Annotated in this window: 10 protein-coding genes and 7 tRNA genes; 7 read left to right on the top strand and 10 right to left on the bottom strand. The window is 69.0% G+C overall.

From position 1 onward, the window contains the following. Nucleotides 1-154: 154 nt before the first annotated feature. A complete protein-coding gene (locus QSK18_RS21840) occupies nucleotides 155-2,641 on the top strand; it encodes a pectinesterase family protein (RefSeq protein WP_285622521.1) in 2,487 nt (828 codons plus the stop codon). Between the two features lie 22 nt (nucleotides 2,642-2,663). Here QSK18_RS21840 and QSK18_RS21835 read toward each other — a convergent pair whose 3' ends face one another. From QSK18_RS21835 to QSK18_RS21790, 10 genes are all read right to left on the bottom strand, one after another. Then, nucleotides 2,664-4,052 carry a sensor histidine kinase gene (locus QSK18_RS21835; protein ID WP_232812035.1) on the bottom strand — a complete coding sequence of 463 codons (1,389 nt, stop codon included), beginning with the start codon at nucleotides 4,050-4,052 and terminating at the stop codon, nucleotides 2,664-2,666. Beyond that, on the bottom strand, nucleotides 4,049-4,750 hold the full coding sequence (locus QSK18_RS21830; protein WP_285622517.1) for a response regulator transcription factor: 702 nt from the start codon (nucleotides 4,748-4,750) through the stop codon (nucleotides 4,049-4,051). Before QSK18_RS21830 ends, QSK18_RS21835 begins: the two co-directional genes overlap by 4 nt. Before the next feature lie 203 nt (nucleotides 4,751-4,953). After that, nucleotides 4,954-5,028, bottom strand: a tRNA-Val gene (locus QSK18_RS21825). A gap of 18 nt (nucleotides 5,029-5,046) precedes the next feature. After that, nucleotides 5,047-5,117 (bottom strand) — tRNA-Cys (locus QSK18_RS21820). Nucleotides 5,118-5,153: 36 nt separating this feature from the next. Next, nucleotides 5,154-5,226, bottom strand: a tRNA-Gly gene (locus tag QSK18_RS21815). A gap of 107 nt (nucleotides 5,227-5,333) precedes the next feature. Then, a complete protein-coding gene (locus QSK18_RS21810; RefSeq protein WP_285622513.1) occupies nucleotides 5,334-5,705 on the bottom strand; it encodes a hypothetical protein in 372 nt (123 codons plus the stop codon). A 74-nt stretch (nucleotides 5,706-5,779) separates the two neighbouring features. Beyond that, a tRNA-Val gene (locus QSK18_RS21805) sits at nucleotides 5,780-5,854 on the bottom strand. A gap of 28 nt (nucleotides 5,855-5,882) precedes the next feature. Beyond that, nucleotides 5,883-5,953: transfer RNA gene (locus QSK18_RS21800), tRNA-Cys, on the bottom strand. 46 nt (nucleotides 5,954-5,999) lie between these two features. Next, nucleotides 6,000-6,072, bottom strand: a tRNA-Gly gene (locus tag QSK18_RS21795). A gap of 399 nt (nucleotides 6,073-6,471) precedes the next feature. Next, entirely contained in the window at nucleotides 6,472-6,882 is a 411-nt protein-coding gene (locus QSK18_RS21790; protein WP_231446700.1) for an SsgA family sporulation/cell division regulator, read from the bottom strand. A gap of 261 nt (nucleotides 6,883-7,143) precedes the next feature. Between QSK18_RS21790 and QSK18_RS21785 the strand changes: the two genes are divergently transcribed. The 6 genes from QSK18_RS21785 to QSK18_RS21760 all read left to right on the top strand — a co-directional run bounded on the left by QSK18_RS21785 (nucleotide 7,144) and on the right by QSK18_RS21760 (nucleotide 12,470). Next, nucleotides 7,144-7,617: a TIGR02611 family protein gene (locus QSK18_RS21785; RefSeq protein WP_285622504.1), complete on the top strand. Its 474-nt coding sequence runs from the start codon at nucleotides 7,144-7,146 to the stop codon at nucleotides 7,615-7,617. Between the two features lie 151 nt (nucleotides 7,618-7,768). Continuing rightward, nucleotides 7,769-7,840, top strand: a tRNA-Val gene (locus QSK18_RS21780). Between the two features lie 112 nt (nucleotides 7,841-7,952). After that, a complete protein-coding gene (locus tag QSK18_RS21775; RefSeq protein ID WP_285622499.1) occupies nucleotides 7,953-9,425 on the top strand; it encodes an AAA family ATPase in 1,473 nt (490 codons plus the stop codon). Then, nucleotides 9,368-10,678 carry a helix-turn-helix transcriptional regulator gene (locus tag QSK18_RS21770; RefSeq protein WP_285622496.1) on the top strand — a complete coding sequence of 437 codons (1,311 nt, stop codon included), beginning with the start codon at nucleotides 9,368-9,370 and terminating at the stop codon, nucleotides 10,676-10,678. Before QSK18_RS21775 ends, QSK18_RS21770 begins: the two co-directional genes overlap by 58 nt. 105 nt (nucleotides 10,679-10,783) lie before the next feature. Then, the gene (locus QSK18_RS21765; protein ID WP_232812040.1) at nucleotides 10,784-11,608 is read left to right on the top strand and encodes an alpha/beta fold hydrolase; all 825 of its coding nucleotides are present in this window, start codon (nucleotides 10,784-10,786) and stop codon (nucleotides 11,606-11,608) included. Between the two features lie 49 nt (nucleotides 11,609-11,657). Further along, nucleotides 11,658-12,470, top strand: coding sequence for an alpha/beta hydrolase (locus QSK18_RS21760; RefSeq protein ID WP_285622489.1), 813 nt, complete (start codon nucleotides 11,658-11,660; stop codon nucleotides 12,468-12,470). Nucleotides 12,471-12,565 lie beyond the last annotated feature (95 nt).

Genomic DNA, 12,565 nt, shown 5'->3' with positions numbered 1-12,565 from the left:
GACACAGCCGATCCGCCGGGAGCAAACCACAACTCGTCCACCATTGGTTGCCCGAAGTAGTTCTTCGGATTTCTGTTATCGCCCTCTCGGGACCGCGACTACTCCTACGCCGGGACGATCACCACCGGTTCCATCCCGAGAGGACATCCCTGTCATGCCCGCACTCCGGCAGTCGCTGAAGCGACTGCGAAAGCGCCACACCCTCCTGACCGCAGGCCTGGCCACGGTCGGGGCGGCTGTGCTGATCGGCAGCCAGATGCTGCCCTCGAACGCCGCGAACCCGACCGCCGGCGGCACCTATGCGCTGGTCAACGCCAAGAGCTCGATGTGCGTCGACGTGCCCGGGGCCTCCTCGACGGCCGGCACCCAGCTCCAGCAGTGGGGGTGCAGCGCGGGCACCTGGCAGCAGTTCAAGCTCACCGACCGCGGCTCCTCCCAGTACTGGCTGCAGAACGTCAGCAGCGGCCAGTGCATCGACGTCCCGGGCGGGGCCAAGACCGCCGGCCTGCGGCTTCAGCAGTGGGGCTGCGCCTCCGGCCAGTCCAACCAGCTCTGGACCACGAAGGCCAGCGGCGACGGGTACCAGCTGGTCAACGTGGGCTCCGGACTCTGCATCAGCGTCAAGGACGGCTCGACCGCCTCCGCGGCCGCCGTGGTCCAGGACACCTGCACCACCAACAACCGCATGCAGTGGACGCTCAAGGCGGCCGGCAGCACCACCACCCCGACCCCGGGCACCACCACGTCCGCCCCTTCCACCGGCAACGGCACCGGTAGCGGCACCGCCACCGTGGCCGCCGACGGCAGCGGCAAGTACAAGACCGTTCAGGCCGCGATCAACGCGGTCGGCACCGGCAACAAGAGCCGGGTCACCATCACGATCAAGCCGGGCACCTACCGCGAGATCGTCACCGTGCCCAAGGACAAGCCGTTCGTCTCGCTGGCCGGCACCGGGGCCTCGGCCAAGGACGTGGTGATCGTCAACAACCACCACGCCGGCGCCTACGGCACCAGCGGCAGCGCCACCGTGTTCGTCAACGGCGCCGACTTCACCGCCGCGAACCTGACCTTCTCCAACGACTTCGACGAGACCTCGACCGCCGACGGGCACCAGGCGGTCGCGCTCAACGTGAACGCCGACCGGGCCGCGTTCAGCAACGTCCGGGTGCTCGGTGACCAGGACACCCTGCTGATCAACTCGGGCCGCTCGTACTTCGCCAAGTCGTACGTCGAGGGCACCGTCGACTTCATCTTCGGCGGCGGCACCGCGGTCTTCGACGCCTCGGACATCTACGAGAAGCGTTCCACCGGAGGCCCGCTCACCGCGGCGAAGACGGATGCCGCGAACAAGTACGGCTTCCTGATCTACAAGTCCAAGATCACCGGCGCCACGAACAACACCACTACTTTCGGACGTCCGTGGGGCCCGGCCGGTCAGGTCCTGGTTCGCGAGTCGAGCCTTTCGGCGACCATCAAGACGGCGCAGCCGTGGACCGACATGTCCGGCAACACCTGGCAGAAGGCCCGGTTCCACGAGTACAGGAACACCGGCGCCGGGGCCACCACCAACAGCAACCGCCCGCAGCTGAGTGACAGCCAGGCGGCCGACTACACCCCGCAGAAGTACCTGGCCGGCTCCGACGGCTGGAGCCCGGTGGGCAAGGCTGTCCCGACCGCTTCGGCGACCACCAGCACGACCACCACCAGCACGACCAAGGCGACCACCTCGTCCTCGGCCGGGAAGACCTGGTCCAACACGGCCGACGGCTTCGCCTCGACCGACGGCGGCACCACCGGTGGCGCCGCGGGCAAGACCGTGACCGTGAGCACCTACGCCGACCTGGTGAAGTACGCCACCTCGGCCGACCCGTACGTGGTGAAGATCGCGGCCACGGTGAAGGTTCCGACCTACGGCTACGAGATCCCGGTCACCTCGGACAAGACCCTGATCGGGGTCGGCACCAAGGGCAAGATCCTCAACGGCGGGATCATCCTGAAGGCCGGCGTGAAGAACGTGATCGTGCGCAACCTCACCATCGGCGAGACCGAGATGGCCCAGGACGACCCGGACGACAAGGACTACGACTACGACGGCATCCAGATGGACACCGCCGACCACGTCTGGATCGACCACAACGACATCACCAAGGTCAACGACGGCGCGATCGACAGCCGTAAGGACACCAGCCACCTGACCGTCTCGTGGAACAAGCTGGGCGGGCACAACAAGAACTTCGGGATCGGCTGGACCGAGAACGTCACCGCCCGGATCACGATCCACCACAACTGGCTCTTCGACGTGAACCAGCGCAACCCCAGCGTGGACAACGTGCAGTACGCCCACCTCTACAACAACTACCTGCAGAACGTGAAGTCGTACGGCAACAACGCCCGCGGGAAGACCAAGATGGTGGTGGAGAACAGCTACTTCGAGAAGGTCAACAACCCGTACTACGCCGGCGACAGCACCGCCTCGGTCAGCGCGAGCGGCAACGTCTGCTCCAGCTGCACCGGCAAGCAGCAGACCGTCGGCACCACGTTCAAGCCGGGTGACTTCTACAAGTACACGCTCGACGCCGCCAAGGACGTGCCCGCGCTGGTGAAGACCTACGCAGGCCCGCAGGCGAACATCGGGCAGTAGGAGCCCAGTTCAGGAGCCCAGTTCAGGCGGCCGGGAGACAGAGGCTGACGGTGGTGCCCCGGCCCACCTCGGACTCCACCGTCACCCGGCCGCCGTGGGCCTTCACGATGGCCTGGACGATGGCCAGCCCCAGCCCCGACCCTCCGTAGTCGCGGCTGCGGCTGGCCTCGGCCCGCCAGAACCGGTCGAACAGCCGCGGCAGGTCGGCGGCCGGGATGCCGGTGCCGTTGTCGCTCACGTCCACCCGGACCTGCCCGGCCTCCTGCTTCAGGGTCAGCCGGACACGGGTGCCATCAGGATTGTGCTGCACGGCATTTCCCACCAGGTTGCGCAGGACCTGTTGCAGCCGGGCGGCATCGCCCCGGGCGGGCAGCTGATCCGGCGCCTCGAAGGCGATGTCGAGGCCCGGGTGGATCACCTGGGCGTCCTCCACCACACTCTCGGTCAGCCGGGCCAGGTCGACCGGCGCCGACTCCAGCGGACGGCCGGTGTCCAGCCGGGCGAGCAGGCCGAGTTCCTCCACCAGCAGCCGGATCCGGCCCACCTCGTCCTCGATCCGGGCGATCGCCTGCTCCAGGTCCTCCTCCCGCAGCCCGCCCTGCCGGTACAGCTCCAGCCAGCCGGAGACGGTGGCGATCGGGGTGCGCAGTTCGTGCGAGGCGTCGGCGGCGAAGGTGCGGGCCCGGTCCTCCGCGGCGGCCTGGGCGTCGAAGGCCCGGTTCACCGCCCGGGCGAGCACGTCGGTCTCCTGGTTGCGGTCCGAGACCGGCAGCCGCTCGTCGCGGGACCCGCTGGCGATCGCGTCGGCGGCCTGGGCCATCCGGGTCAGCGGGCGCAGGCCCACCCGCAGAACGACCAGGGCCAGGGCCATCAGGACGACCATGGCGACCAGCGCGATCGCCACCAGCACGCGGATGAAGTCGTTGACCGTGTCCTGGTCGATGTCGGCGTCGTTCACCAGGACCAACTCGGCGATGTCGGCCTGGATCCCGTCGTCGAGGCCGTTGATCTGCATCTGAGGCGTGAGGATCCGGACCGCCGCGACGTCGTTGTGGGCCACCATGATCTCGCCCGGTGCGGCGCCGGCGGCCAGCCCGGCCAGCTCGCTCTCCCGGCCCTTGGCGCTCCCGATGGCGAACACGGGCTCGCCGCCGGGGGCGAAGCCCATCATGCCCAGCGGCGGGCCGAGGAGGGTCTCGAACTGGTTGGCGTTGATCGTCTGCGGCCCGGAGGCGACCAGCACCCGCACCCGCTGCTCGTCCTGGCGCAGCTTGTCCACCGACCGGTCGAACACGTAGTCGTTGACCAGGTAGGCGGTGATCGAGCCGCTGGCGCCCAGGGCCAGGGCGAACAGCAGCAGGAAGCCGAGCAGCAGGCGGGCCCGGATGCCCAGCCGGAACCACCGGATCACGGTTCGTGCCGCAACGCGTAGCCCACACCGCGCACGGTGTGGATCAGCGGTACCTCACCGTCGTCCACCTTGCGGCGCAGGTTGGAGATGAACCGCTCGACCACCACCGAGTCGCCGCCGAAGTCGTACTGCCACACCGCCTCGAGGATCTGCGTCTTGGACAGCACCTGCCCGGGATGGGTGATCAGCAGGTGCAGCAGCTTGAACTCGGTGGGGGAGAGCCGGACCGGCCGCTCGCCGCGCCGGACCTCGTGGCGCTTCGGGTCGAGCGAGAGGTCGTGGAAGGTCAGGGCGGAGCCGGCCGGCACCGCGGTGCCGCGGGCCCGGCGCAGCAGGGCCTCGAGCCGGGCCCCGATCTCGACCACGCTGAACGGCTTGACCACGTAGTCGTCACCGCCGAGCTGCAGGCCGCGCACCCGGTCCTCGACCGAGTCGCGGGCGGTGAGGAACAGCACGGGCACCCCGATCGAGCGCGAGCGCAGCATCGAGACCACGTCGAAGCCGGTGCCGCCGGGCAGCATGACGTCGAGCACGATCACGTCGGGCAGCCGGGCCTGGACCCGTTCCAGGGCCTGCGGGATGTCGGCCGCCACCTCCACCTCGAACCCGGCGAAGGTGAGGGCGGACTCCAGCAACCCCCGGATGCCGGGATCGTCGTCGACCACCAGAACGCGGTCGGGGTGCTCGGGGGCGACCATCAGTGGGTACCTCGGTCTCTCTGTTTTCCTGGGCGGGACCGTTCCAGCCTGGGGCCGCGGATTGACGGTGACCCATCGCCGTCCTTGACGGCTTCTTGAAGGGTGGTGCCGACGACGCGCGGGACCTACCGGGCGGGCCGCCAAAAGCGAGAAGCCAGATCAGACACGCGGTCTGATCTGGCTTGTCTGATCTGGCTGGCAGATGGTGGGCGATACTGGGATTGAACCAGTGACCTCTTCCGTGTCAAGGAAGCGCTCTCCCACTGAGCTAATCGCCCTCGTGCACGAGGTGCTCGAGGTGGAGACGGGATTTGAACCCGTGTAGACGGATTTGCAGTCCGTTGCCTCGCCTCTCGGCCACTCCACCGTGAGGCTCAGGTGAAACTACAGAGCCTATTTATCGAGCGGACGACGAGATTCGAACTCGCGACCCTCACCTTGGCAAGGTGATGCTCTACCAACTGAGCCACGTCCGCATGCTCCTGGCGTTCGGTCTGGCCTTTCGGCCGTCCCTCCCGTTCGGTGCCCCATAAACTTAGCAGAAGTTCGGGGCCCTCCTGACCACCCGGCGATCAGGTCCGGTTCAGGTCCGGATCAGGTCCTGGTCAGGGGTTGCGGCGGCCCGCAGCAGTGCCGTGGTGCCGGCCAGGGCGAACACCCCGACCGTGGCCGGGATCAGGCTCATCAGCGTCCCGAACCCGGCCAGGAGCCCCAGCATGGTGAGCATGGTGGGGCCGAGCAGCGACTCGTCGTTGGCGAGCCCCAGCAGGAACGGCGGGATCACCATCAGGACGACGCCGACGGCAGCCAGGCCGGTCACCAGACGGCGCCGTGCGGGTGAGGGGGACGGCCGGGGCGACAAGCGGTGCAGGATCAGGGCGGTCAGCAGCAGGGCCGGGCCCACGCAGGCGATGTTCCGGGCCACGGCACTGTCCGGATCGATCAGCGGGAACACCACGAAGGCGGTGGCGGTGCCACCGCCAGGGCAAAACAGGAAAGCCAGGTCAGTTTCATCTGACCTGGCTTTGGTGGTGGGCGATACTGGGATTGAACCAGTGACCTCTTCCGTGTCAAGGAAGCGCTCTCCCACTGAGCTAATCGCCCTCAGCTACACAGTGAGATCCTGTGTCGGAGGTGGAGACGGGATTTGAACCCGTGTAGACGGATTTGCAGTCCGTTGCCTCGCCTCTCGGCCACTCCACCGTGAGGCTCAGGTACAACCTACGTACTACTCAAAGAGCCCTTATCGAGCGGACGACGAGATTCGAACTCGCGACCCTCACCTTGGCAAGGTGATGCTCTACCAACTGAGCCACGTCCGCATGCTCCTGGCGGTCGGTCCGGCCTCTCGGCCGTCCCTCTCGTTCGGTGCATGAGTAAGTTAGCCGAACAGCCGCCGGGAAGTCCAACCGGAAGCGTCCGGACCATGAACATCCTGGTCAGACCCCAGTTGAGCGCTGTCGGCGTACTACCAAAGCGGTACGCCGTCACCCCCGGAGTCATCCTCCGGGAGGCAGCCAGGGCGGGGTTTCGCTTCCTACGATCGTGATCACTGGTTCCGGCGCTCCCGGGAGGAGCCGCGGGGACGGTCCGGCGGCCTCAACGGGGGAGAGGTCACCGGACCGTCGTCCAGGGGTGCAGAACGAGGAGGTGCGGATCTTGGTGGTGCGGGTGGAGCTGGTGGAGCAGGGAGCGACGACCGGGGATCGCGCGAGGGTGGATCAGGTCAACAGCCGGGCGACGGCGGCGTCGAGATCCAGGTACAGGCTCTCCTCACCGTCGGGCACCACGGCGGCGGTGCGGTCGAGGAAGGTGCGGACGTCGTCCGCGCCGGCCTCCAGAACGGCCTGGCCGTCGGGCGAGGTCAGGCTGATCATCACCAGTTCACGGCCGGTGCCCCAGGAGGGCCAGACATGAACGTCACCGTCGCCGATCGGCGTGGTGAGGCCGGTGCGGAGCAGGTCGCGGGCGAAGACCCACTCGACCTCCATGCCGTCACCGGAGAACACGGCCCGGACTGCATACGGGTCGGACGCGCCGTACCGCAGGCTGACCGGCAGGGGCACGGCATCGGCGTCTGCGACCACAAGACGCAGCTGAACGGACGCCTCAACGTCTACTTGCGGCTGCATCGATCTCCCTCATCTTCGCCCCGGTGGTTCCGCGGAACTCTTGGTCACGCGTCACCGTTTCGGGGGGCACACAGGTGGCTTACAGCGGCATCTTTCCCTGCCGGACCCGAACTGAAACCAGCCAACCGGGTGGTGATCTCAATAAGTATCTGTCGATCTTGATACCACAGGGTGTTTCGGTCACCCTCCGCAGTCAAAGCTTCGTTCTAGGTCAGGAGATCAAGGGTCATGGGACCAGCTGGTGACGGATCGCTGAAGGTCATGGACAAAGTCGAGGAAGCCCGACATGACCAGCGAGAAAGTGATGAGTCAGAACGCGGTTCGCGGCGCTGGGCCCGGCGGGCGGTCCGCTGGCGGGAGTCGGTCCGCAGCCGTCCGTCCACTAACCGTCTGTATCGCCTCGCGGTAGGTCTTCTGGGCGGCGCAATTGTTGTGGTCGGTCTTGCCCTGGTGCCGCTTCCCGGACCGGGCTGGGTGATCGTCTTCGTCGGATTAGCCGCTCTTGCCACCGAATTCGTATGGGCTGCCCGTTTGGAGCAATTCGCCCGGAAACAGGTGAGTGCCTGGACGATCTGGATCCTGGCCCAGCCTCTCTATGTCCGCGCAGCGGTGGCGCTGGGCACGTCCGCCCTGGCGGTCGCCTGCTTCTGGATCACCTTCCTGGTGATCGGAGTGCCCGGCTGGGTCCCGGCCGACCTGATCCCCGCCTGGACGGGTCTGGAGTCCAGGCGCTGAGCAGGGCCGGACGCCGCTCTGGCGGCCGCCCCCGAAGACTCCGGCCCGGCGTTCCGTGAGCCGGCCGGAGAGCCGATTGGGATGTTCGGGGGAAGGTTCGCTACAGTTCTACTCGTTCGGTTCGCCGCTACGGCGCAACCGGGCAAGATTCGGGCGATTAGCTCAGCGGTAGAGCACTGCCTTCACACGGCAGGGGTCACTGGTTCGAACCCAGTATCGCCCACCCGAAAAGTTTTACCTCGCAGGCCCGGTCCCCAGGTGGGAACCGGGCCTCTGCTTTGTCACCCACCCAATGCCGCACTTTTTGCCGCCTTCGGCTGCCTGAGATCCGTTTCATGATCGAAGTGCTCGGGCGTGAGGTGGAAGCTCAGCAGATCGGTAAGACCCTGGGGCACGCCCGGCACGGCCGGGGTGGGGCGTTGCTGGTGGTGGGGGAGCCCGGGATCGGCAAGACCACCCTGCTGCGGTCGTCCACCACCGGCGCCGGTGAGGACACCGGGCCCGCGGGGATGCGGCGGATCCAGGTCGACGGTTTCGAGGCCGAGGCGCAGATGCCCTTCGCCGCGGTGCAGCGCCTGGTCATGCCGCTGCGCGACTACCTTCCGGCGCTGCCCGAGCGGCACCTGCGGGCGCTGGAGGTGGCCTCCGGCCGGGCGGCCGGCCCGCCACCCGACCGGTTCCTGATCGGCCTGGGCGTGCTGGGCCTGCTGGCCGCGGCCGGATCCCAACGGCCGGTGCTGTGCGCGATCGACGACGCGCACCTGTTCGACCCGGAGAGCCTGGACGCGCTGGCCTTCGTGGCCCGGCGGCTGGAGGCGGAGTCGGTGGCCGTGGTGTTCGCTGCTCGCCCGGACGACAACGTGGACGCCCACATGGCCGGTGTGCCCCGGCTCCCGCTCGGGGGTCTGAGCCTGGAGCACTCGGTACGCCTGCTCGCCCGGTCCGTGGCGGAGCCGATCGACCCGGCCGTGGGGGCGCAGATCGCGGTGGCCACGGGCGGGAACCCGCTCGCGCTCACCGATCTGGCGCGTGAGCTGACGGTGCGGCAGCTGACCGAGTCCAGTCTGGGCGACCAGCCCTTCCCGGTCGGGCGCCGCCTGGAGTCGTTCTACGTGCGGCAGATCCGGGCCCTGGGTAACGAGGTGCAGGAGTGGCTCCTGGTGGCCGCGGCCGACGCCACCGGCGACCTGGCGCTGATCTCGGAGGCGGCGGCCAAGCTCGGGCTGCCCGAGTCGGCGGCCGACGGGGCGGAGGAGGCCGGCCTGGTCGAACTCGCCGCGCAGGTGCGGTTCCGGCATCCGCTGGTGCGCTCGGCCGCCTACAACGCTGCGGCCGGCCGGATCCGGCGCCGGGTGCATCACGCGCTGTCGGAGGTGGCCGACTCGATGGGCCGCGCCGACCTGGAGGCCTGGCACGCGGCCAAGGCCACGCTGGGCACCGACGAGGCGGTGGCGGCGCGCCTGGAGAAGGCCGCCGACCGGGCCGGTGAACGAGGCGGGTTCACCTCCAGGCCGGTGTCCTGGCCCAGGCGGCCTCGCTCACCCCACCGGGGCCGGGCCGGTACCGGCGGCTGGTCGCGGCGGCCGAGGCAGCCCTCGCCGCAGGTACCGCGCAGCTGGCCAAGGACCTGTTCGACGACGTCGACGAGGACGAACTGGACGACGTCACCCGCGGGCGTCTGCTGTCCCTGCGCACCCAGTGGGCCCTGTTCACCGCCGATCCCTCGCTCACCCGGATCGGCGCCGACCTGGTGGAGGCGGCCGACCTCTTCCACGGCCACGACGACGAGCTCGAGCAGACCGCGCTGATCCGGGCCTGGGAACTCTCCCTGCCCGCGGAGAGACTGGCCACCGGCATCGACTGGGGCGAGCTGGGGCGCCGGATGGACGCGGCGGCCCGGCACCGGTCCGGTCCGGCGGCAGTCATGCTGCGAGCGCTCAGCGATCATCTGCTGCTGCCCTTCGACCAGGCCGTGCCCGCGATCCGCCGGGCCCTGGACATGCTCGGCGAACTGCCGCTGGAGCAGATGCTGGAGTTCGGTCAGAGCAGCGCGGCGCTCGCCTCGGCGCTGTGGGACGAGCAGCGCCGGCAGCACTGCCTGGACCGCTGGGTGCAGGCGGCCCGTGACGCCGGGTCCCTGCAGCAGCTCGACTCCGCGCTGTGGGTCCAGTCGCTGACCGAGGCGCAGATGGGTAGTCCGCGGACCGCGGCCGGATACATGGAGCAGGTCCGTGAGCTGCGTCGGGCCATCGGCTACGAGGCCGAGCACGTGGTCAACGTCTCGCTGCTGGCCTGGAACGGGGTGCCCCGTGAACAGGTGGTGGCGATGGCCGAGGGAGCTCGGGCGGCCGGCTTCGGTGGGGTGCACTCGGCGGCGGTCGCGGCGCTCGCGATGGTCGACCTGGCCTGCTCGCGCTACCAGGAGGCCCACGACCTCCTGGCCCCGATCGTCGACGTGCCCTTCTTCCACACCACCCCCCTGGCCTACCCCGACTTCGTCGAGGCGTGCGTACGTACCGGACGCACCGACCGGGCCACCGACGTCCTCAAACTGATGGAAGCCCGGGCCACCGCCTGCGCAACGCCGTGGGCGGTCGGGGTCGCGGCCCGCTCCCGGGCCCTGGTGACCGGCCGGCAGGTCGACTACCTCAAGGCCATCGAGGCGCTGGAGAGCGCCTCGATGAACACCGAACTGGGACGGGCGCACCTGCTTTACGGGGAATGGCTGCGCCGGACCAGACGCCGGCGTCTGGCCCGGGAGCACCTGCACCAGGCGACCGAGCTGTTCGCCCGATCGGGGGCGGACGTCTTCGCCGAGCGGGCGAACGGCGAGCTGGAGGCGATGGGCGAGGCCCGCACCCCCACGAGCCCGAGCGGCACGCCCGCCCTGACCCCGCAGGAGGCCACGGTGGCGCGACTGGCCGCGAGCGGCCGGACCAACGCCGAGATCGCCGCGACGATGTTCCTGAGTACCAACACGGTCGACTACCACCTCCGGAAAGTCTTCTCCAAGCTGGGCATCTCCTCGCGCCGGCAGCTGGCCGACCGGCTCGGCCAGTGATCACTACGAGGATCACGTGGTCCGCGGCGGCGGGGCGGCGGTGAGGCTCTAGGAGACAGAACTCCCCCACAGGAGCCCGCTCTCACTGAGACCCGGAGGCGCCCCATGCCCTTCGTCACCGCCGACGACGGAGCCGAGATCTTCTACAAGGACTGGGGGACCAGCGGTACCCCGGTCGTCCTGAGCCACGGCTGGCCGCTGAACTCCGACGCCTGGGAGGCCACCGCGCGCTTCCTGGCCGAGAACGGCCACCGGGCGATCGCCCACGACCGGCGTGGGCACGGCCGCTCCAGCCAGACCTGGCACGGCAACGAGATGGACACCTACGCCGACGACCTGGCCGCCCTGCTCGACACCCTCGACCTCGAGGACGTCACCCTGGTGGGGCACTCCACCGGCGGCGGGGAGGTCGTGCACTACGTCGGGCGGCACGGGACCGCCCGGGTGGCCAAGGTGGTGCTGGTCTCGGCGGTACCTCCGCTGATGCTGCGTCAGGACGACAACCCCGAGGGTTTGCCGATCGAGATCTTCGACGGCCTGCGCGCAGGGGAGGCGGCCGACCGCTCCCAGCTCTACCGCGACCTGGCCGACGGCCCGTTCTTCGGGCACAACCGCAAACAGGATGTGCCACAGGGTTTCCGCGACGCGTTCTGGCTGCAGAGCATGGCCTGCGGGCACCGTGCGGCCTACGAGTGCATCGCCGCCTTCTCGGCCACCGACTTCCGCCCCGACCTGGCCAAGGTCGACGTGCCCACGCTGGTGGTGCACGGCGACGACGACCAGATCGTGCCGTTCGAGGTCGGGGGCAAGCGCTCCGCCGACCTGGTCGAGGGGGCGGTGCTCAAGGTCTACGAGGGCAGCGGCCACGCCCTGCCCGACACCGACCGGGACCGGCTGCACGCCGATCTGCTCGCCTTCATCGATGCCTGAAAACACTGAATTCCTGAGAACCCCGAAAACACTGAGAGGTCAAACGCAGATGAGCGAAACCCCCGACACCGTCGTCCTGGTCCACGGCCTGTGGGTGACTCCCCGCAGCTGGGCCGACTGGGTGGCCTACTACCAGGCCAAGGGCCTGAACGTGATCGCCCCCGCCTACCCCGGCTTCGAGATCGAGGTCGAGGCGCTGCGGGAGAACCCCGACGTGATCGCCCGGCTGACCGTGCCCGAGACGCTGGACCACCTGGAGTCGGTGATCCGCTCGGTCGAGACCCCGCCGATCATCATGGGCCACTCCTTCGGCGGCACCCTGACCCAGCTGCTGCTGGCCCGGGGCCTGGGCTCGGCCGGCGTGGTGATCGACTCGGCCCCGACCGAGGGCGTGCGGGTCAACCCGATCTCGCAGGCCCGCTCGCTGTTCCCGGCCCTGAAGAACCCGGCCAACCGTAAGCGGGCGGTGGCCTTCACGGCCGAGGAGTGGCACTACGCCTTCGCCAACACCCTGAGCGAGGAGGACTCCCGGGCCAGCTGGGAGAAGTACGCGATCGCGGCGCCCGGCCACTGGGTGTTCGAGTACGGCCTGTTCGCCAACTTCAAGCCCGGCCACCAGGACACCTGGGTGGACTACACCGCCGACCGGGCGCCGCTGCTGTTCATCGCGGGGGAGAAGGACCACATCATGCCGCCCTCGGTGAACCGCTCGAACGCCAAGCACTACGCCAAGTCGCCCGCCCTGACCGAGTACTTCGAGTTCGAGGGCCGCGACCACTGGACCTGCGGGGCGCCCGGCTGGGAGGCCGTGGCCGACCACGCGCTGGAGTGGGCCCTGAAGAACGCCGTCGTGCGTCCGTAGTCGGGGCTCCGCAAGAAGAGCGGCGGGCGCCCGGGTGCCCGCCGCTTTTTCGGGCAGGCATTGCACAAACATCTGTGCACATGTAATTGTGTACA

The sequence above is a fragment of the Kineosporia sp. NBRC 101677 genome, assembly GCF_030269265.1.
GTDB lineage: Bacteria > Actinomycetota > Actinomycetes > Actinomycetales > Kineosporiaceae > Kineosporia > Kineosporia rhizophila.
The sequence above is the reverse complement of the archived record's forward strand: the minus strand, read 5'-3'. Positions and strand labels throughout refer to the sequence as shown.